The sequence below is a fragment of the Algibacter miyuki genome, assembly GCF_030409805.1.
Lineage (GTDB): Bacteria > Bacteroidota > Bacteroidia > Flavobacteriales > Flavobacteriaceae > Algibacter > Algibacter miyuki.
The window spans coordinates 515,633-536,715 of the sequence record NZ_JAUFQP010000013.1; the positions used below are offsets into that span (position 1 = coordinate 515,633).

Here is a 21,083-nt window from a genome sequence, read left to right on the forward strand (position 1 = left end):
GTTTATATTTGGTACACTATATTTAAATTAAACTAAATTTTTAAAACCAAATTAAATGAAAATAGCAAAGTATGTATTAGTTGCTGCTTGTTCAGCAGTTGTATTAATCGGATGTGGAGGAAAAGAAGAGAAAAAGAAAGAAGGTTTTTCTTATGATAAAAAAACAGAGGTTGTTAAGGCTGTAGAAACCAATCCAAACGATGTGGTTATTACGGGTAATGATGCTATGCAATTTAATAAGAAAGAAATTCGAGTTAAAGCAGGCCAGAAAGTAAAAATCACATTAAAACATATTGGTAAAATGGACAAAAATGTCATGGGACATAATTTTGTTTTATTAAAACAAGGTGTAAATGTAGCTACTTTCGGAAATAGTGCTGCTGTAGCTAAAGCAACAGATTATATTCCTGCAGATTCTCAGGATGTTATCGCACATACAGGCATTGTTGGTGCTGGCGAAACAGTAACTGTAGAATTTGACGCACCAGCTGTAGGAACTTACGATTTTTTATGTAGTTTCCCTGGTCATTATGCTATGATGAAAGGTAAATTTATTGTAGAATAAATTCAAAATAATTTATGCGTTAAATCCTTGTCTTGTTATGGTCTACAAAGATATAACAACACAAGGATTTTTTTTGTAGAACTAGAACCGTTGTCCCTAACGTCTGGTTTCGATTTAATTTCTCTAAAGATTAAGTAAGCTGCCTTTTTTGATGCAATAGTTATAGTGCTAGAGTTTTAATTTATCATAAAGAATTCGTTTTATGGTGAAATAAAAGCCTTACTTACCAAATTAGTATCGTGTTTTTAACATATAAATAATATAAATTAAGCTAATATGAAAATTAAAAATATCAGTGTTTTATCGCTGGTTTTATTAACGTTTTTCAACTGTGAGAAGAAAGAGTATGTTGATAAAATTTATGAAAAACCAGAAATAGTAAAAGACCCATCTTCAGCATTTCTTTCACCAGAAGAAAGCATGAAAACATTTTATTTACCAGAAGGTTATAGAGTAGAACTTGTTGCAAGTGAGCCTATGATTGATGAGCCTGTAACTATTGCTTGGGATGGAAACGGGCGTATGTATGTAGCAGAAATGAATACCTACATGCAAGATGTTAATGGTAGTGGTACTAATAGAAATATTAGTAGAATTAAAATGCTTGAAGATTTAGATGGTGATGGTAAAATGGATAAAAGCACTGTTTTTATTGATAGCTTATTGTTGCCAAGAATGATTTTACCTCTTGAAAATGAATTAATTGTTAATGAAACATTTTCATATGATTTGTGGAGTTATAAAGATACTGATGGAGATGGCGTAGCTGATAAAAAAGAACGTGTTTACTACAATCCAAACCGTCGTGGAGGAAATTTAGAACACCAACAAAGTGGACTTATTTGGAATTTAGATAACTGGGCATATACAACATACAATCCCGTTAGGTTTAAGTTTAAAAGTAATGGTAAGGTAGAAGTAGACTCTTTAGAAAACATGCCAAATAGAGGGCAATGGGGACTTACCCAAGATGATTTAGGAAATATGTACTACTCTTCTGCAGGAAGTGAAAATCCAGCTTACGGATTTCAACAACCACCAGTATATGGCGAGTTTAATGCAAAAGGTAGACTTGCTGAAGGTTTTGTACAACCTTGGCCAGTAGTTGGAACTCCAGATGTTCAAGGAGGAACAAAAAGACTACGAGAAGATGGTACACTTAACCATTTTACAGGAACTGCTGGACAAGAAATTTATAGAGGACATAAATTGCCTTCCGATTTATATGGTGATCTTTTTATTCCAGAACCTGTAGGAAGATTGATTCGTAGAGCGAAAATAAAAAATGAAAATGGTAAAAAGGTGGTATATAACGCTTACGATAAAGCTGAGTTTATGGCCTCAACAGATTTAAATTTTAGACCGTTACAAGCAAAAACAGGTCCAGATGGAGCTCTTTATATTGTGGATATGTATCGTGGTATTATTCAAGAAAGTAACTGGACCAAAAAAGGAAGTTTCTTAAGACCAGTTATTGAGCGTAAAGGCTTAGATAAAAACATTGGAAAAGGTAGAATTTATAGAATTGTACATGAAGATATTGCCTTAGATAAAAAACCGAACTTAATCGGAAAGAAAGCTTCAGAATTAATTGAATATTTAGGACATCGTAATGGATGGTACAGAAATACAGCCCAAAAGTTAATTGTTTTAAGAGGTGATACATCTGTTATTCCAGAATTACAAGCTTTAGCTAGAGATAATACTTCTTTTATGGATGGCTTATTTAATAGTGATAAAGACTTCGGTTTAGAACGAGTAACAGCACTTTGGACGCTTGAAGGTATGGATAATATTGATAAAACCTTAATAACTGAAAAATTACAAGACGAAGATTATCGTGTTAGACTTACTGCAATAAGGTTAAGTGAGAATTTCTTAAAAGCAGGAGATACAGATATTCTTCAAGATTTAGAAAAAGTAATTTCTGATGTTGATGTAAATGTGGTAAATCAATTGGCTTTAAGTTTACGTTACAGTAAAGATAAAAAAGCAACAGAATTGCTTCACGTTATTAATGAAAAATATGAAGGTCACGAAATTATCTCACATGCCGTTGTTGAAAGTTTAAAGAAAGATGATTCTCAACTAGCGCAACTTAAAAAGAAAATTTCAGGAAGAGGTTTGGGATCAAGATTAAGTATTGTTAACGGTTACGATTCTTATAAACAACTATGTATCACCTGTCATGGTGCCGATTTAAAAGGTATACCAACAGAAGACGGTGGTCTTATTGCGCCATCTTTAATTGGTAGCGCAAGGGTTACCGGAGACAAGGGGATACTAAGTAAAATTTTATTAAACGGTCTTATTGGTCCTATTGAAGGTAAAGAGTATGGTATAATGATGCCTTTAAAAGATAATAGCGATCAATGGATTGCAGATGTGCTTAGTTATGTTAGAGCAATGAATGATGCTGATAATGTAGACCGAAAAGTGGTTAGAAATGCTAGAGCAGAATCTAAAGACAGAGAAGATTACTGGACTTTAGAAGAGCTTTATAAAAATTAAAAGTATTTAATTTAGTAACAAAAAAAGTTGGATGTAAATCCAACTTTTTTTTTGTTTTAAAACGTTCTAGCTAAAAATTAAATAGCCATCCAAAATGGAGATTCCCTCTAGATTTATCCCCCGAAGTCCATACCTAAGTTTCATAAAGTCTGAGTCTTCCATCGCTTTCGTTTTTATTTGTTGGGTGGCAAGTGTCCGTTATTAGTTTGCTTCTTTTTTAATTCTAAAAACTCTTCTTTTTGGTTTTAAGTTATTCATTGTTAGTTTTTTAAGTAATGTAAAATGCCTAATCTTGGGTATTGATAGCGTGTTATATAAACAATATATTTAAGTATTGATTCTGAGATTTTCTAGAGTGTCTCAATTCAATCTTATATAAAGGTTTGTACAAAGCTGTCAGGGATGCCGAAAACTGGATAGAGTAGGTGAGAAAACTTAAAAAACAATATTATGGATAATTTAAGAGCATTGCAATTGGCTATGCATAGCGAAATTGCAAACGAGAGAAATGCAGAGATGGAAGCCATTCAAACAGCAGAAAAGGAAGCTTCAAAAAGTTGTGAGAAAAAGGTGAAAATGTATAATGACCATTTTAAGGGACTTGAAATGGATGTTGAAAAAAATGAAGCATATAATAGAGCGTTAACCGATTTAAGCGATACTGAAATAAAAAAAATACAGGAGAAACTAGGTGGCGGTAATGCGCCAGATTTCATGATTTCTCCTGAAGAAATGGAAGCAGAATCTATTGATAGTTCTTTAATTGGAGGCGGAAATCATATCGTATATCCATCTTCCGTTCAGGCATTTTCAACACAGGAAGATAGTCCAGATGCTGTTGCGGCACGAACTGTTGTTAATAATGGATCTACACAAAACCGATGGAATTGGGCTAAAGGAGCCGGCTCTGGAATTTCAGGAACAGGTGCTGCGTCTAACACGCAATGGGTAGAATTCGGATTTTGGTTTAAGCCAACTTCTTCAAGGGTTTATAGTATAGTACCTCGAAATGTTTTTAGAGGCTATTATATTGTTAAGGCAGACGATGAATGGTTTAATTCTAAATATGCTAAGGCAAGCGTAGATGTTTGGATTAATGTAAAACAGTACAACTGGAAAGGTTGGTCTAAACACAACGTAATGACTACAGCAAATGATAACATAAATAAAAATAGCCGATTAGATACTAATAGAAGTCATTACCATTCTGCGTTGTTAGGTGGAGGCGATTGGGCTTTTATACGTGTAGCTGTGCGAATGTATGTCTACGCAAGAGGTGGCGGATCTTATGCCGAATTAAATTTTGCAACCGGAAATGCAAATTATTTAAAAACACCATATTGCATTATTAATTAGATATTACGGCTTGTTTTATTACACATGTTTTATTGAAATATAAAATGTTGAAAAAAATAAGTGCATGACGTTGCTTTAAAAGTGTAACAAATATCAAGTAATATGTATTATAAAACCCCTCAGAATAATGTTCAATTCTAAGGGGTTTATACATTTTATATTTCGTGGGCGGGTTTTTAAGAAAAATAAAAACCGCGCTATCCACTATATCTTTTTGTAAAGCAGTAGCGTATTAATATCAATATGTGGCATTTCAAATAGAAAACTGCTCGTTAAACTAAAGTTCAGTCTATTTAAAGCTTTACAAAAAGGATGCCGCTGCTATCGCTCCCGCACTTATCTGCCAAGTTAAAACATATAATTTAAGGTTAGCATAGTACTTCTAGGTAAAATAGGTACAACAACAAAACTGGCATCAGGGTTATTCTTAATGTATTCTTGGGTAGAACCATTAGCATTTGCTCCAAAACTATTGGCACCTAAAAAATTGGCTAATCCATCAGAGTTAAATAGGTTACTCGCTATTAATCTAGCACTTAAATTTTTATTTATTTGATACCCTAAACCGGCATCAAAAACACTGTATGCTGCCAGTTGGAACGCATTGGCTACGTTACCTTCGCGTTTTCCGGTATATTTCCATTTAATGAAAGACGATACTTTGTCTTTTTGAAATTCAGCAGAAAGGTTGAAAAGTAGTTTAGGATTAAAAGGTAATCGGTTTCCAGAGAAATCTATAATGCTATCATCAGCAACATCAACAGAGCCAGCTGCATCATACACTTGCCATTCGGTGGCTTTAGGGTTTTGTATAACACCATTAAAACGAAATGTGAAATATTGAAACGGATTGTAAATAGTTTCCCATTCTAAACCTAAGGTTTGAGAGCTATTAAACTGAATAGGTGTGTAAAAAATACTGCTTGTATCACCATCAAATTCAAAGTTAGAAATGCCAATATTTTTTAGTTCACTCCAAAATAAGGTGCTTGTAAACGAGAAGTCTTTAAGTGTCGATTTTAACCCCAATTCAACTTGATTTATTTCTTGAACTTCGCCAGCTTGATTAATAGGTACATTAGCGAAATTATTGAAGTAATAATTCATTTCTGGAGCTTTATTTCCTTTTGAATAGCGTCCGAAAAGCGACGTGTCATCAGTTAATTTATAATTTAATCCGGCTGAGTACGATAAGTAATTATAATTAAAGTTGAATTCGTCTTGTTCACCAGTAGGCGCTAATATATTATTATCATAAATGGTGTTTTCGTTACCATCTAAACCGCCATCTTGAGTAAATGGAGTACTACGGTCGTTGCTTCCTTTATGGTAAATCGATTCATAACGCAGTCCTAAATCTAGCTGTAACTTATCAGTAATGCTCCAAATATCATTAACAAACGTTGCTATTTGTGCAATTTCAGCACGGCTATTTGTAAAAAATAAACCACCATAATTACTAACGCCTTGCTCATCCGATAGGTAAACTACAGGGCTACTCGGGTTTTCTAAGGTTACTTGTAGCATGGTTGGATTATTATCATAAGTAGAAAAGGCAAAACTACCTTGTGTAAATACCGAGGTATTCGATAAACCAGTGGCAAACCCGAAACTTAAATTGTGTTTATCCCATTTTTTATTAAGGGTTAACTGTTGCATAAACTCGTCTGCATCATTGTCTTTATACCATGTTGACGTACCCATAACGGCATCATTAGGTAATCGGCCATCGGATAAATATTCAAAAGAATTACCAGCAAAAATTGGGCTATTATCAATTCTAGCCATTTCGGTTCCTGTTTGTGCGTTCCTGAAAATAATTTGACCTGCAGGAAACGGATTGCCGTTACTTGGTAAATAATATGTTGTGAAATCGCTAAGCGATAAAAAGGCGTTACTTATAGAAGTTTGCCAATTCGCATTTTTAGTCGAAAACTTCATGTTATTTCTAATAGACCAATTGTTGTCTAAATTTTGAAACAAATCTAAACCTACAGCAAAATCTTTGGCATGTACACCATTAGCAGGGTTAAAAGCATTCGTTTTTCCTTCATCTAAATAACGTCCGTCAGGAATTGAAGCATCATAAGATGGCATTAATAAAGCGGTCGAGTTAAAATCTTGACCAAAAGCAGCTTCAGGATCTTCCCAATTTGTGGCGGCAACACCATTATATCGGTTGGTGTAATCGTTTAAATATTTTCCGTAAAGTTTAAAATAGCCTCGAGAATTTACTTTTGTTAAGTTGAACTTAAACTGCCCACCCTTACTGAAAGTGAAATCGGTATTTCTAGCACCATCATCATGTCGGTAATGTCCGCCAGCGTTAAAAAACCAATGGTTACCTAAACTGCCACCTAAAACAGCGTCGGCTCTGTAATATGCGTTTCCTTCACCTTGAATACCTGTTTGAAGTTGCACTTCTCCGGTTAATACTTCCGATGTACGATGTTTGGAAATAAAATTATAAACGCCACCCGGCGCATTCATAGCGGTAACCGATGCGCTTCCGCCACGTAAAGCTTCAACACTAGAGGTCATTAAATCCACACGATGAAACAAATCAGGACCATAATAGGAATGTTGTACTAAGCTCACAGGTAGGTCGTCTTCCTGTAAAGATACGTAGTACCAACCGGTATCATCTTCAGCAGCAGCCGAAACACCACGTGTATAAATTTTAGTAAATACCTCACCAGCCGATGCGTCGATAAATGTACCTGGAATATTTTGCAATAAACTCGCTGTACCTTGAGGAATAGTTTGTTTTATAGCTTGCGTATTTAATGTACTTACAGAAGTACTAGATTCTAACTGCGTTTTTGGACTGAAACTTCCAGTAAGAACAACGGTGTGTAAATTAAGTAAGTCGGTATTTAAAACAGAATTAAAAACGGTGCTGTTTTTATTAACTGTAATCTGGTTTGTAATAGTTTTAAAACCTAAATGCGAAATGGTTAAATTGTATATTCCGTTAGGTACCTTTGAAAAATTGAAATTCCCATCAGAGTTTGTTGCGGTGTATTGCTTCGTGCTTGTGTCTAATTCAATATAAGCACCAGTTATTGGCGCATTGCTAACGTCTGTAATAGTTCCACTAATTGATGTTTGGGCGTGGCCTAAATAAGCGCAAGCTGTTATAAAAAAATAAGTGAATAGCTTTAGTCTAGTCATAAGTTTAAGGAGAATAATAGTTGGTTTATATTATTAGGTTGCAAATTTATAAAATATATCCGCATTTCTGTCTATATTAAACCAATGAAAGCATTCAAACAAAAGTCGTTTTTTTAAGGTTTATAAGTGTATTTATGTTAAAAAAATAAAGCCTTTTAATTATTGAAAATAAATGTGTAATTTGCAAGGTGCAAATGTTTAAATAATTTCAGTGAAAATAAACAAAGTAAATATTGAGCCTTATCAAGCTGATGGTATTGTTTACCATGCCGATACATGTTTGCCGTTAATTGATGCTTTTGATAGAAAGAAAATTAAGTTTAAAGCATTAGCTAGACATACTTATCCGGGCGATCGTTTGGATGAAAATACCATTGGACTTAATAGTATTGGGTACTGGGATGCTAATGAACCACAAGATTGGGGGTTAGATTGGCATAGAAATGAAGGTATCGAATTTCATTTTTTAGAATCCGGAACCATGCCTTATGGACAGGAAAATAAAGAAGTTTTACTCACACCAAACCATATAACTATTACTCGACCTTGGGAAGCGCATCGCGTAGGAAACCCAGCAGTAGGTATGGGGAAAATCTATTGGGTTATTTTAGATTTAGGTGTTCGTAGACCGCATCAAGATTGGGTTTGGCCCGAATGGATTACTTTAACACCTCAAGATTTAGGGAGGTTAACCACGATTTTACGTCAGAATGAAAAGTTTGTTTGGAAAACCGATCAAAAGGTGCGCGATTGTTTTCTTCGGATTTATAAAGCCATTAATTCAGATGTTGCAGGAAGTAGCGCATCACGAATACGGTTGCTCGTAAATTATTTGCTAATTCTGTTACTAGATTTGTTGAATACAGAAGATATTGTTTTAAATGAATCATTAACCGATAGTTCTCGAAGTGTAAAATTCTTTTTAGATGAATTAGGAAATACGCTTTCAGAAAACTGGACGGTAGAACTTATGGCCGAGTCTGCTGGTGTTGGTGTTACACGTTTTACCCATCATTGTAAACGTTTAACAAACGTAACGCCTATGCGTTATTTAACCATGAAACGTTTAGATTTATCCAAAAAATTACTTCAAGAAAACGCCGACTTAACTATCGCAGAAGTCGCTTATATGTCTGGTTTTGCAACAAGTCAGTACTTTGCAACCGTGTTTAAAAAACACGAAAAATGTTCTCCTAATAGTTATAGGCTACAACATGCTGTAGCAGATTTAACTAGTGTATAAATTCTTTCATTGAATAATTATACACATTGTTATCAATTCAATGTTCTATTTTCACTAAGTAAAAATTACAGCTATTGTTTTTGCTGAAATTCGCTTGAATTTTAATTTCAGGAATATCATTGATTTCAGTGATGTAATTTGAACACCAACTAAACCAACTAAATATTTTAAAATGGAAAACATTAATACGAAACGACTTTTTCTAGGAAGTTGTTTAGCTTTGATTACAACAGCAATGACTTTTGCTATTCGCGCAAGATTAGAAACCGTTTTCGGACCCGAAGGCGTTGGGTTAACCTTAGAGCAAATAGGCTACGCCTTTACACCCGCTTTTTTCGGATTTACAATTGCCATGATTTTTGGAGGTCCTATGGTTGATTTTCTCGGCATTAAAAAAATTACATGGATTGCCTTTATCATGCATGCCGTTGGTATTGTTTGGACTATTATGGCAGATTCTATGTCGTCCTTATTTTTAGCTACCTTATTTGTAGGTATTGGTAATGGTATGGTAGAAGCGGCTTTAAACCCGATGATAGCTTCCATGTATACCAACGAAAAAACAAAAATGTTAAACCGATTTCACGTATGGTTTCCAGGCGGTATCGTAATTGGGTCCATTGTAGGTTGGCTTATTATGGATGTTATGGGCTTAAGCTGGCAAATTATGGTGGCTACTTTATTTGTGCCTTTAATAGCGTATGGCGTTTTGTTTTTCGGACAAGTTTTTCCGCTTACCGAGCGTGTGCAAATGGGCGTTAGTAATAAAAAAATGTTCTCAAGCGTCGGGAAACCTTTATTCTTATTTATGGTGTTTTGCATGCTCTTAACAGCAGCTTCAGAATTAGGAACCACGCAACGTATAGAATCTTTGTTAAAAGAATCGGTAGCAGTACCCCTTTTAGTATTAGCATTTATTAACGGAATTATGGCTTTAGGACGTTTATTTGCAGGGCAAGTGGTTCATAAATTAAAGCCTTCCGGAATGCTTTTATATTCAGCAATTTTTACCTTTATAGGACTTTGGTTATTAACCGTTACTAGTGGTGGAATGACCTTTGTTGCAGCAGCAGTTTTTGCAATTGGAGTTACTTTCTTTTGGCCAACTATGTTAGGTTTTGTTGCAGAATATTTACCAGAAACAGGAGCGCTTGGATTATCCATTATGGGGGGCGCAGGAATGTTTTCAGTATCATTAGTATTACCTATTATGGGTAAATTAATGGACGATGCAAATGCTTCTGAAGCGTTAAGAACCATGTCTATTTTACCGGCAATCCTTATTGTAGCATTTATCGGTTTAAATATTTACATGAAAAAAAGAGACAAAGCGGCAAAGGCATAATAAATTTATTATTGAATTTATAAGAAAGCTGCGTTTTATCATATAAAATAATAACGAAAATAATAATGGCAAAAAAAATTAAACTAGGCATTTTAGGTGGAGGCGGCGACTCGTTAATTGGCGTACTTCATAGAGTGGCTTCGGCTATGCATGATCAATTTGAAATTGTTGGTGGTGTTTTTAATCCAGATATTGATAAAAGTATCGCTTTCGCGGAAGAAATAGGGCTTCCAACCAATCGTATTTATAAAGATTTAGATGCTTTTGTAGCTGGAGAGGCTAAGCTTTCAGAAGATGAAAGAATTCAGGTTGTTTCAGTATTAACTCCTAATTTTTTACATTTTCCTATGGCGAAAAAATTAGTAGATAATGGCTTCCATGTTATTTGTGAAAAGCCATTAACAACGTCGCTTGAAGAAGCAGTGATACTCGAAGAGGCTGTTAAAAAAGCACAAACAGTTTTTGCAGTAACTTATACATATACAGGATATCCAATAGTTAGGCAAATGCGCGAAATGATTCAATCTGGCGTAATTGGTGAAGTCCATAAAGTAGATATTCAATATTATCAAGGTTGGATAAATCCAATACTTCATGACAAAAAAGTGCGTGAAACCATTTGGCGATTAGATCCTACAAAAGCAGGAATTAGTAGTTGTATTGGAGATATTGGCACTCATGCTTTTAATATGGCGGAATACTTAACAGGCAAGGAAGTGAAAACTATTTTAGCGGACCTTAACACACGTTACGAAGATGTACAACTCGATGTTGATGGTACGGTGTTAATCCGTTTTTCCGATTATTCAAAAGGTGTTATTCGAGCAAGTCAAATTGCAACAGGTGAAGAAAATGGACTTACAGTGAAAATTTATGGCTCTAAAGGTGGATTTAATTGGGAGCAAGAAAATCCAAATTTCTTATACCATTTAACCGATGATAAACCAGTTCAAATATTAAAACCGGGGCATGCCTATAATGGAGAGGTGTCTTTAGATGGAACAAAATTACCTCCAGGGCATCCAGAAGGAATTTTCGATTCTATGGGTAATATTTATTACGGAGTTGCAAAAGCAATTCGTGGTTTAGACTATGATAACGGGGAATTTATAAATGTTTATGATGGTGTTCGTGGAATGAAGTTTATTGAAAAATGTGTAGAATCTCACCAATCTGGTAATGTGTGGCTAGATTTATAAAATAATATTAAAGTATGAAAACAATAAAAGGACCAGCAATATTTTTAGCGCAATTCGCAGGAAGCGAAGCGCCATTCGACACTTTAGATAATTTGTGTAAATGGGCGGCCGATTTAGGTTATAAAGGAATTCAAATTCCAACTTGGGAAACCGGATTAATTGATATAGAAACAGCTGCGGGAAGTCAAACCTATTGCGATGAGTTAAAAGGAAAAGTGAATTCGTATGGTTTAGAAATCACCGAATTGTCAACACATTTACAAGGGCAATTAGTTGCAGTAAACCCAGCTTATGATACCTTATTTGATGGTTTTGCTCCAGATGCAGTTAAAGGTAATCCTAAAGCGAGAACAGAATGGGCTATCGATTTTGTTAAAAAATCAGGAACCGCAAGTGGTAGATTGGGCTTAAAATCTCACGCTTCCTTTTCGGGGGCTTTATTATGGCACACCATGTATCCATGGCCACAACGTCCGCAAGGTTTGGTGGAAATGGGTTTTGAAGAATTAGCAAAACGTTGGTTGCCAATTTTAAATCACTTTGATGAACATAATGTGGATATCTGTTATGAACTTCACCCAGGTGAAGATTTACATGATGGTGTGTCTTTCGAACGTTTTTTAGAAGCTACAGGAAATCATAAACGAGCCAATATTCTTTACGATCCAAGTCATTTTGTACTTCAACAGTTAGATTATTTAAAGTTTATCGATTATTACCACGAACGTATTAAAGCCTTTCACGTGAAGGATGCTGAATTCAATATGTCTGGAAAACAAGGTGTTTACGGAGGTTATTCGGATTGGCAAGATCGTGCAGGTCGTTTCAGATCTTTGGGTGATGGTCAAGTTGATTTCAAAAGTATTTTCACTAAACTAACCAAATACGATTGCGATGTTTGGGCGGTTATGGAATGGGAATGTTGTATAAAATCTTCAGCTCAAGGAGCAAGAGAAGGTGCGCCATTTATTCAGAAACATATAATTGAAGCTGCCGAACGTAGTTTTGACGATTTTGCAGGTGCGAAACCAGATCAAGAATTTTTGAAAAGTATACTTGGAATTTAATGAATAAAAGTTTAGTCATTTTAATAGTCTTCGTTGTTGCATCTTGTAGTAAAAAGGTTGTAAGTGTTGTTTCAAACGAAAAGGTTGAAATGAATAAAGGCTTAATTGAACCCAAAAAGCCAAAAGAAACTGAAGTTTGGGGGCCCAAGCCTAAAGTTGTTACAGTAGACGAGGAAACTAAAATTCCGTCGGATGCGATTGTATTATTTAACGGTTCTAATTTTGAGGAATGGGTGTCTTCCACCGATTCTTCAAATGTGAATTGGGTTTTAAACCCAGATAAGAGTATGACTGTTAAAAACAAGGCAGGCGATATTCAAACCAAACGTAATTTTGGCGATATGCAACTGCATATAGAGTGGAAATCTTCCAAAGAAATAAGAGGAGATGGCCAACATCGATCTAATAGTGGTGTGTTTATTCAAAACAGGTATGAAGTACAGGTTTTAGATAATAATGATAACGAAACCTATGTTAATGGTCAAGTGGGGTCTATCTACAAGCAAGGTACGCCATTGGCTAAAGCATCTTCAAAAACGGGAGATTGGAATGTTTATGATATTATTTATCACGCACCCAAATTTAATGATGCCGGAGAAAAAACAGAATCTGGTACCATAACGGTACTTCACAATGGTGTATTAATCCAAGATCATTACAAAATTAAAGGAACAACTCAGTTTATTGGGTGGCCCAAAAACAAACCACATGGAAAAGCGCCAATTAAATTACAAGATCATCGCGATAATAGCGGCGTTAGCTATAGAAATATTTGGGTTAGAGAATTATAAAAAAAATATAAATTATGATAAATCGTATTGTTGTTTTACTAATAAGTCTTTGTTTTATTAGTAATAGCTATTCATCTAATCCAATTAAGGGTAAAATAAAAGTGCTTATTGTTGACGGACAAAATAACCATACGGTTTGGCCAAAATCAACGATTATGATGAAACAATATCTTGAAGAAACAGGCATGTTTACGGTTGATATTGCGCGAACTAAATATTTAAATAATAGTGAAGAACATAAAGATTGGTTAGGTTTTGCGAATGTTGCTGAAGGTGTTGAAGGGAAGCCGAAAACAGATCCCGATTTTAATCCTAAATTTTCAAAGTACGATGTGGTAATTTCTAATTTTGGATACAAAGCAGCGTCTTGGCCAGAGAAAGTTCAGAAGAACTTTGAAAAATATATTAAAAAAGGAGGAGGCTTTGTGAGTGTGCATGCAGCCGATAATAGTTTCCCGGAATGGACAGCCTATAATGAAATGATTGCTATAGGTGGTTGGGGCGGACGAACTGAAAAGCATGGACCTTATTTATATATTGACAAAGACAATAAGCCCAAAAAAGATTACAGCCCTGGCAAAGGAGGAACTCATGGTAAAAGAGAGGCTTTTGCCGTAACAAATTATAATACCGAGCACCCAATTACAAAAGGAATGCCAAAGGTTTGGATGCATGCACCAGACGAGTGTTACGCTTTTATGAGAGGGCCTGCAGAAAATGTAACCATTTTAGCAACGGCAGTATCTACAAAGAAAAAGCCTGAATTAGAGCAAAAAGAACCTGTGGCTATGGTTATCGATTATGGTAAAGGCAGAATATTTCACACCACTTTGGGGCACGATACACAGTCGTTTGAATGTGTAGGTTTTATAACCTTATTAAAACGTGGGGTAGAGTGGGCTGCAACAAATAAAGTAACTCAGACAGAATTACCTGACGATTTTCCGTCAGAAGATAAAGTCTCTTCAAGAAATTTCAATTTCGCAAAATAAATGATATTCAAAAGCATTAATAAATAGTAGCTTATTTATGCTTTTTGATAACAAAAATATCAGATTAATATAATTGCACAATATTAAATGTAAATCACCTCTATTTTTTATGTTTAATGTTGTGTAATTCATAATTAATTGTAATTTTGCTGCTTATATTAACGAAAGGGGCTCACGCCGACGATTTAGAGTTAATAGTTAAGGTAGTTATTCAGTGAAAACAGGAAACAACATATCTCTTATCTCTTCTGTTTTAGTAGCAAATACTAAAGCAACTGTTGTGCGTATTCCTAGTATTCGCCCCTTGGGGCTTTTCAATTAAGAGAGCTATTCGCTTTCGAATTTTCGTTATTTTTTAGAGTAAATTTTTTTCATGTGTTATTATAGCTCTGTCTATTTGCATATGGTTAGTTTTAAAACCAATTATTTGTACTTGGTTTTATATAAATTTAAGCCTTTAAGGGTATAATAAAAATGAATACGACATTGGAAATAGATATTTTAAGTGTTATAGAAAAAGCTGAGGCCTATTGTTCTAATGAAGACATAGAAATAAAGCTAGTTTATAAACTTTCAAATAAAACTTTAGAATTAATTTCAGAACGGTCAAAAGAACTTTCTACATTGTACTATGTTGATGTTGACATGTTAAGAATTCGTGCTGAAAACGGCTGTTTTATATTGAAAAAAAATGATAGAATTTATGGGCATATTTTTGTTCATGAGCATCATGTAAAAGGACATTCGGTTTATGAACGTACGTCGTTATGGGTCGATCGCGAATGCCGTAATAGTAACTTGGGGTTGTTGTTAATGTCCAGAATGACCGAGTTGTTTTCCGATACGTTTCTTATTTCAGTGGCGCAAACACCCAAAGTGCATTATTATAACGAATTGCTTGGGATGACCCACGTTACCTTAGCTAAAATGTCTGTTGGACTAGTTGAGGAACTTGAGAAATTAGGGAAATTACGTGATGAGTTGAATTTCAAATATTACGTTAATGAATGTTTCAAGTCTGAAATAGGTCAGTTAAAACAAATTTAAATTATAGAATAAGTTATACAAATTATAAAATGAAAAAATTAGTCATAGCATACAGTGGAGGGTTAGATACATCATACTGTGCCGTTAGTTTATCAAAAGAATACGATGTACACGCCGTAAGTGTAAATACAGGTGGTTTTACCGAAGAAGAAATTAAGCATATTGAAAGTAATGCCTATAAAATGGGCGTTTCAACTTATAAAAATATTGATGCCGTAGCAACCTTTTACAAAAAAGTAGTGAAGTATTTAATTTTTGGAAACGTTTTAAAAAATAGTACATACCCTCTTTCAGTAAGTGCAGAACGTATTATTCAAGCTATTGAAATTATAGAATATGCTAAAAGTATTGATGCCGAATACATTGCGCATGGTAGTACTGGAGCCGGAAACGATCAAGTACGTTTTGATATGATTTTTCAAACATTGGCGCCAAATATTAAAATTATTACGCCAATTAGAGATAAGAAATTAGCCAGACAAGAAGAAATAGACTATTTAAAAGCTGAAGGTATTGATATGCCTTGGGAAAAATCTAAATACTCTGTAAATAAAGGACTTTGGGGAACAAGTGTTGGAGGTGTTGAAACATTAAAGTCTGAAAAGCCTTTACCAAGTGAAGCATACCCGTCGCAATTAGAAAAAGAAGGTGAAGAAAAAGTAACTTTAACTTTTAAAAATGGTGAATTTGTAGCGTTAAATGGAGAAGAAAATGCTCCGGAAGTTAATATTGAAAACTTAAATGATATCGCTTCGGCTTACGCTATTGGTAGAGATATTCACGTGGGAGATACCATTGTTGGTACTAAAGGACGTGTTGGTTTTGAAGCTGCAGCATCTTTAATTACCGTAAAAGCACACCATTTATTAGAGAAACACACTTTAACAAAATGGCAATTACAACACAAAGAATATTTATCTAGTTTTTATGGTATGCATTTACATGAAGGACAATATTTAGATCCTGTAATGCGAGATACGGAAGCGTTTTTACAAAGTTCTCAAAAAATGGTTTCTGGTGATGTTGTTGTGACTTTAAAGCCTTATCATTTTTCTTTGGATGGTATTGTTTCTGCGCATGATTTAATGTCGAGTAAATTCAGTACTTACGGAGAAGAAAATAAAGCTTGGACAGCAGATGATGCTAAAGGGTTTATTAAGATTTTTGGAAATCAAAATAAAATATACAGACAAGTAAATTCTGAAGAGTAAAAGTATCTGGAGCTGTTATTTTTTTTAATTTAACAGCTCTATAAAATATATAGAATGAAAAATATTGAAGTTGGAATTATTGGAGGTGCGGGCTATACGGCTGGTGAGTTAATTCGTTTATTAATCCATCACCCAAATACAAATATAAATTTTGTGTTTAGCACATCGAATGCCGGAAATAAAATAAGTAAAATACATCAGGATTTAGTGGGGTCATTAGATCAAGAATTTACCGATACTGTAAATCCAGAGGTTGATGTTTTGTTTTTATGTTTAGGACACGGAAATTCGGTGAAGTTTTTATCGGCTAACAAATTTTCTGATAATACCAAAATTATCGATTTAGGAAATGATTTTAGACTAGAAGCCGATAAGGTTTTTGAAGGTAAAACATTTGTTTACGGTTTACCAGAATTACAGAGACCAACCATTGAAACGGCAAATTATATTGCCAATCCTGGTTGTTTTGCAACGGCCATTCAACTCGCCTTATTGCCATTGGCAAACGAGGGTGTATTAAGTAAAGATGTGCATATTAATGCGGTAACTGGCGCTACTGGAGCAGGAACTTCGTTATCTGCAACTACGCATTATACGTGGCGTGATAATAATTTTTCGTACTATAAACCTTTCACGCATCAGCATTTAGGAGAAATTAATCAATCGGTTAAGCAATTACAAAACAATTTTTCTTCGGAAATTTTATTTATGCCAAATCGCGGAAATTTTTCTAGAGGTATTTTTGCAACACTTTACACCGATTATTCAGGAACGCTTGAAGGCGCTAAGGCATTATACAAAGCATTTTATGAAGATGCAGCGTTTACTTTTGTGTCCGATGAAGAATTACATTTAAAACAAGTGGTAAATACCAATAAATGTTTAATACATTTACATATGCATAATGGTAAATTATTAGTTACAAGTGTAATTGATAATTTATTAAAAGGTGCTTCGGGACAAGCAGTTCAAAATATGAACTTAATGTTTGGTTTAGAGGAAACTACGGGCTTGGGTTTAAAGGCTACGTATTTTTAGAATATGGTTTTTTATTTCCGTGAAGACGGAAATTTATAGAAGTTGTTTCCTTTTTTTTACTGAATTGTTTTAACATTTGAGTAAACACAGAACAGTGGTGCGTTAGGGATTGAACGGTATGTTTGAGCTCCCTGACCTTTTGGGAAGGAGCGAGTAGTAAAAGCCCGACCCTTTTTCGGGAAACGCCCAAAAATAACACTTGAAAAAGAGGTTTTTTATTGTTGCAGAAATGTGATGACAAAGACATAAAATTTAGCATTATGAAGGTAGCCATTATTGGTGCGGGAAGTTTAGGCCAGTCCATTGCGAAGGGTTTGTTAACTTCGGAAGCGTTGACGAGTTTGTATTTAACAAAACGAAACTTAAGCGCTTTAAAAGAATTTGATCATTCGGAAAAAGTAACGTTAACTACAGATAATGTTGAGGCGGTAAAACATGCAGATATTGTTATTTTTGCTATTCAACCGAGACATTTTGAAGGGATATTAAACGACCTGAAACCACATTTAAGTAAGGATCATATTTTAATTTCGGTAATTACCGGTTTTGCTATAGCCAGAATTGAGGCTATTGTTGGTGAAGATAGTTACGTGGTGCGTGCTATGCCAAATACTGCGGCGTCTGTGGGACAATCAATGACTTGTATTTCGACCAACAAAAAAGGAAAGGAAAAAATTGACTTAGCAATTACTATTTTTAATAGTATGGGAACGTCATTAGAAATTCCGGAGGAACAATTGCAAGCAGCTACAGTAATTTGTGCTAGTGGTATTGCCTTTTGGATGCGCTTAATTCGTGCAACTACGCAAGGTGCTGTTCAGTTAGGTTTTGAGGCGCACGAAGCACATCAACTAGCCATGCAAACCTGTTTTGGTGCTGCTAGTTTATTGAAACAATCGGGGAAACACCCAGAAGAAGAAATAGACCGTGTTACAACGCCTAGTGGTTGTACTATTGAAGGTTTGAATGAAATGGAACACCGCGGTTTAAGTTCGTCGCTTATAAAAGGAATAAATGCATCTTTCGAGAAAATTAACCAGATAAAAAATAATTAGCTATGCCACTATTTAATGTATATCCGTTGTATAATGTTACACCTGTTTCAGGCAAAGGCATTTATGTTTATGATGAAAAAGGAACCGAATATTTAGACCTTTATGGTGGTCATGCCGTAATTTCAATTGGGCATGCACATCCTGAATATGTTGATGCTATATCGGAACAAGTGGCTACGTTAGGTTTTTATTCGAATGCGATTCAAAATCCGTTACAGGTAGAATTAGCCGACAGACTTGAAGCGCTTTCTGGTTGTGAAGGGTATGAGTTGTTTTTATGTAATTCGGGAGCAGAAGCTAATGAGAACGCTTTAAAATTAGCCTCTTTTAAAACAGATAAAAAACGTGTTATTGCCTTTAGTAATGGGTTTCACGGAAGAACGTCGGCAGCTGTTGCAGCAACCGATAATAAAAACATTATAGCGCCAATTAACGCGCAACAAGCTGTAACTATTTTGCCTTTAAATGATATTGAAGGGGTGAAACGTGAGTTAGAAAAGGGCGATGTTTGTGCTGTTATTGTCGAGTTTATTCAGGGCGTTGGTGGATTGGATCAAGGTACTGCTGAATTTTTCGAAACCGTTGATCAGCTTTGTAAAGCAAACAATACATTTTTTATTGCCGATGAGGTACAATCGGGTTATGGCCGTTCGGGAAAATTCTTTGCTTTTCAACATTATAATGTAACGCCAGATGTTATTTCGATAGCAAAGGGTATGGGGAATGGTTTTCCAATAGGAGGCATTTTAATTCACCCGATCATTGAAGCTAAATTTGGGATGTTAGGTACCACGTTTGGTGGAAATCACTTGGCTTGTGCTGCAGGTTTATCGGTTTTAAATGTGATTGAGAAACAAGACCTTATGAGTAACGTCAATGTCATGTCTGAGTATTTCATAAAAATAGCTAAAACCATCCCGCAGATAAAAAATATTAAAGGAAAAGGACTTATGCTTGGTTTAGAATTTGATTTCGAAGTAGGCGAGTTACGCAAAGAATTAATATATAACCACCATATCTTTACTGGTGGTGCTTCCAATAAAAAGTTACTGAGAATTTTACCTCCATTAACCATTAGAAAAGAGCATATTAATATGTTTTTTGAAGCTTTAGTTGAAGTTTTAAGTGAGGTTGAAGAATTGGAAGTGGAAAATTAAAATATAGAATAAAGAGAAAAGGAAATAGAACAAATATTGATGAAATAGGAGAATGGCTTAATTTATACTTTTCAAAATCTTTGTACGGATTACGGTAGACGGCATATTGTTTACTAATAAAAAATGAACACTAAAAAAATGAACACCTTATTATCCATAGAAACAAGAAATGCGGTTTTGCTTAAAATGGCTGTGCTATTAGAGCAAGAACGTGAGGCTATTATTAACATTAACAAAACAGATTTAGAAGCGTATAAAGGTGAGGATATTTCGATGTTCGACCGTTTAAAAGTTGACGATTTTAAGGTTGATGAAATGATTAAATCCGTTAAGCATTTAGCATCGCAAGATGATCCTGTAGGTGTAGAGCGTTTCAGTTTTAAGCATGATAACGGGATGCAGGTTTATAATAAAACAGCATCGTTTGGTACGGTTTTAATTATATATGAATCGCGCCCAGATGTTACTGTTGAAGCGGCTGGTATTGCTTTTAAATCGGGTAATAAAATTTTATTAAAAGGCGGAAAAGAATCTTTAAAATCAAACTTAAAAATTGTAGAACTCTGGCACCAAGCTTTAAAAGAGGAAGGCGCATCAGCTGATTGGGTAGAATATTTACAATTCAACAGAACAGAAACACAAGCTTTTTTAGAGAAACCAACACAAAAAGTCGATTTAATTGTGCCACGTGGAGGTGAGCGTTTAATTGCTTTTGTAAAGGAACACGCTACTTGTCCGGTGATTATTTCTGGACGTGGTAATAATTTTGTTTATGTGCATAAAGATGCCGATTTAGATATTGCTATTGATCTTATCATGAATGGGAAATCTAAAATTTCGGCTTGTAATGCGGTTGATAAGATTTTAATTGACCAAAATCTAGCAGATAAAGATGCCTTTGTAAATCGATTAATTACAAAATTAAAAGAGACTAATATTGAAGTTTTAGGAGATGCTAACATTTCTAAAAATCATGAAGTGGAAGCCATTACTTCAGACGATATTTGGTATAAAGAATTTTTAGATTATAAAATTCTTATTGGAGAAATAGCATCCAATCAAGATACTATTGGCATGATTAATAAATATTCTGGTGGGCATTCATCTGTTATTGTAACTACAAATAACGAGGAAGCTAAAGTGTTTATGGAAAATGTAGATACAGCGGCAGTTTATCATAATGCATCCACACGTTTTACTGATGGTGGTCAACTTGGTTTAGGAGGCGAATTGGCCATAAGTACCGATAAATTACACCAACGCGGACCTATTGGTTTACAGCATTTGGTAACAAACAAATGGTATGTTCACGGAAACGGGCAAATAAGATAA

16 protein-coding genes are annotated in these 21,083 nt (G+C 34.7%); 15 read left to right on the forward strand and 1 reads right to left on the reverse strand.

The window, feature by feature from the left end; all coding sequences use genetic code 11:
* The first annotated feature begins 55 nt into the window (after positions 1-55).
* The 3 genes from azu (at position 56) to QWY92_RS14560 (ending at position 4,432) form a co-directional block, all read left to right on the forward strand.
* Entirely contained in the window at positions 56-565 is a 510-nt protein-coding gene (gene azu / locus QWY92_RS14550; RefSeq protein ID WP_290272536.1) for an azurin, read from the forward strand.
* Between the two features lie 276 nt (positions 566-841).
* Entirely contained in the window at positions 842-3,076 is a 2,235-nt protein-coding gene (locus tag QWY92_RS14555) for a DUF7133 domain-containing protein (protein WP_290272538.1), read from the forward strand.
* A 450-nt stretch (positions 3,077-3,526) separates the two neighbouring features.
* Complete coding sequence (locus QWY92_RS14560; protein ID WP_290272540.1) at positions 3,527-4,432, forward strand: hypothetical protein; 906 nt, start codon at positions 3,527-3,529, stop codon at positions 4,430-4,432.
* Between the two features lie 348 nt (positions 4,433-4,780).
* Here the strand turns inward: QWY92_RS14560 and QWY92_RS14565 are convergent, their stop codons facing one another.
* Positions 4,781-7,606: a TonB-dependent receptor gene (locus tag QWY92_RS14565; protein WP_290272542.1), complete on the reverse strand. Its 2,826-nt coding sequence runs from the start codon at positions 7,604-7,606 to the stop codon at positions 4,781-4,783.
* A 211-nt stretch (positions 7,607-7,817) separates the two neighbouring features.
* Here QWY92_RS14565 and QWY92_RS14570 point away from each other — a divergent pair, with 211 nt between their 5' ends.
* From QWY92_RS14570 to QWY92_RS14625, 12 genes are all read left to right on the forward strand, one after another.
* The gene (locus tag QWY92_RS14570; RefSeq protein WP_290272544.1) at positions 7,818-8,849 is read left to right on the forward strand and encodes a helix-turn-helix transcriptional regulator; all 1,032 of its coding nucleotides are present in this window, start codon (positions 7,818-7,820) and stop codon (positions 8,847-8,849) included.
* A gap of 172 nt (positions 8,850-9,021) precedes the next feature.
* A complete protein-coding gene (locus QWY92_RS14575; protein WP_290272546.1) occupies positions 9,022-10,194 on the forward strand; it encodes an MFS transporter in 1,173 nt (390 codons plus the stop codon).
* A 65-nt stretch (positions 10,195-10,259) separates the two neighbouring features.
* The gene (locus QWY92_RS14580) at positions 10,260-11,393 is read left to right on the forward strand and encodes a Gfo/Idh/MocA family protein (RefSeq protein WP_290272548.1); all 1,134 of its coding nucleotides are present in this window, start codon (positions 10,260-10,262) and stop codon (positions 11,391-11,393) included.
* A gap of 14 nt (positions 11,394-11,407) precedes the next feature.
* Positions 11,408-12,460 (forward strand): sugar phosphate isomerase/epimerase family protein, encoded by a 1,053-nt coding sequence (locus tag QWY92_RS14585; RefSeq protein ID WP_290272550.1) that lies wholly within the window; start codon positions 11,408-11,410, stop codon positions 12,458-12,460.
* Complete coding sequence (locus tag QWY92_RS14590) at positions 12,460-13,251, forward strand: 3-keto-disaccharide hydrolase (RefSeq protein WP_290272551.1); 792 nt, start codon at positions 12,460-12,462, stop codon at positions 13,249-13,251. The genes QWY92_RS14585 and QWY92_RS14590 overlap by 1 nt, the downstream gene beginning before the upstream one ends.
* 14 nt (positions 13,252-13,265) lie before the next feature.
* A complete protein-coding gene (locus QWY92_RS14595; RefSeq protein ID WP_290272553.1) occupies positions 13,266-14,243 on the forward strand; it encodes a ThuA domain-containing protein in 978 nt (325 codons plus the stop codon).
* Between the two features lie 474 nt (positions 14,244-14,717).
* Positions 14,718-15,290: a GNAT family N-acetyltransferase gene (locus tag QWY92_RS14600; protein WP_290272555.1), complete on the forward strand. Its 573-nt coding sequence runs from the start codon at positions 14,718-14,720 to the stop codon at positions 15,288-15,290.
* 29 nt (positions 15,291-15,319) lie between these two features.
* Positions 15,320-16,501, forward strand: a complete 1,182-nt coding sequence (locus tag QWY92_RS14605) for an argininosuccinate synthase (protein WP_290272557.1) — start codon at positions 15,320-15,322, stop codon at positions 16,499-16,501.
* Between the two features lie 54 nt (positions 16,502-16,555).
* The gene (argC, locus tag QWY92_RS14610; protein WP_290272559.1) at positions 16,556-17,539 is read left to right on the forward strand and encodes an N-acetyl-gamma-glutamyl-phosphate reductase; all 984 of its coding nucleotides are present in this window, start codon (positions 16,556-16,558) and stop codon (positions 17,537-17,539) included.
* Positions 17,540-17,799: 260 nt separating this feature from the next.
* On the forward strand, positions 17,800-18,594 hold the full coding sequence (gene proC, locus QWY92_RS14615; protein WP_290272560.1) for a pyrroline-5-carboxylate reductase: 795 nt from the start codon (positions 17,800-17,802) through the stop codon (positions 18,592-18,594).
* Between the two features lie 2 nt (positions 18,595-18,596).
* On the forward strand, positions 18,597-19,751 hold the full coding sequence (locus QWY92_RS14620; RefSeq protein WP_290272561.1) for an aspartate aminotransferase family protein: 1,155 nt from the start codon (positions 18,597-18,599) through the stop codon (positions 19,749-19,751).
* A 138-nt stretch (positions 19,752-19,889) separates the two neighbouring features.
* Positions 19,890-21,083, forward strand: coding sequence for a glutamate-5-semialdehyde dehydrogenase (locus QWY92_RS14625; RefSeq protein ID WP_290274111.1), 1,194 nt, complete (start codon positions 19,890-19,892; stop codon positions 21,081-21,083).

Excerpts from the sequence above, each read along its gene's own strand:
- QWY92_RS14580 (WP_290272548.1), top strand. The coding sequence starts at position 10,260 with ATGGCAAAAAAAATTAAACTAGGCATTTTAGGTGGAGGCGGCGACTCG.
- QWY92_RS14595 (WP_290272553.1), top strand. The coding sequence starts at position 13,266 with ATGATAAATCGTATTGTTGTTTTACTAATAAGTCTTTGTTTTATTAGT.
- QWY92_RS14620 (WP_290272561.1), top strand. The coding sequence starts at position 18,597 with ATGCCACTATTTAATGTATATCCGTTGTATAATGTTACACCTGTTTCA.
- argC (WP_290272559.1), top strand. The coding sequence starts at position 16,556 with ATGAAAAATATTGAAGTTGGAATTATTGGAGGTGCGGGCTATACGGCT.
- QWY92_RS14590 (WP_290272551.1), top strand. The coding sequence starts at position 12,460 with ATGAATAAAAGTTTAGTCATTTTAATAGTCTTCGTTGTTGCATCTTGT.
- QWY92_RS14565 (WP_290272542.1), bottom strand. The coding sequence starts at position 7,606 with ATGACTAGACTAAAGCTATTCACTTATTTTTTTATAACAGCTTGCGCT.
- QWY92_RS14600 (WP_290272555.1), top strand. The coding sequence starts at position 14,718 with ATGAATACGACATTGGAAATAGATATTTTAAGTGTTATAGAAAAAGCT.
- QWY92_RS14555 (WP_290272538.1), top strand. The coding sequence starts at position 842 with ATGAAAATTAAAAATATCAGTGTTTTATCGCTGGTTTTATTAACGTTT.
- QWY92_RS14585 (WP_290272550.1), top strand. The coding sequence starts at position 11,408 with ATGAAAACAATAAAAGGACCAGCAATATTTTTAGCGCAATTCGCAGGA.
- QWY92_RS14575 (WP_290272546.1), top strand. The coding sequence starts at position 9,022 with ATGGAAAACATTAATACGAAACGACTTTTTCTAGGAAGTTGTTTAGCT.
- proC (WP_290272560.1), top strand. The coding sequence starts at position 17,800 with ATGAAGGTAGCCATTATTGGTGCGGGAAGTTTAGGCCAGTCCATTGCG.
- QWY92_RS14625 (WP_290274111.1), top strand. The coding sequence starts at position 19,890 with ATGAACACCTTATTATCCATAGAAACAAGAAATGCGGTTTTGCTTAAA.
- azu (WP_290272536.1), top strand. The coding sequence starts at position 56 with ATGAAAATAGCAAAGTATGTATTAGTTGCTGCTTGTTCAGCAGTTGTA.
- QWY92_RS14560 (WP_290272540.1), top strand. The coding sequence starts at position 3,527 with ATGGATAATTTAAGAGCATTGCAATTGGCTATGCATAGCGAAATTGCA.
- QWY92_RS14605 (WP_290272557.1), top strand. The coding sequence starts at position 15,320 with ATGAAAAAATTAGTCATAGCATACAGTGGAGGGTTAGATACATCATAC.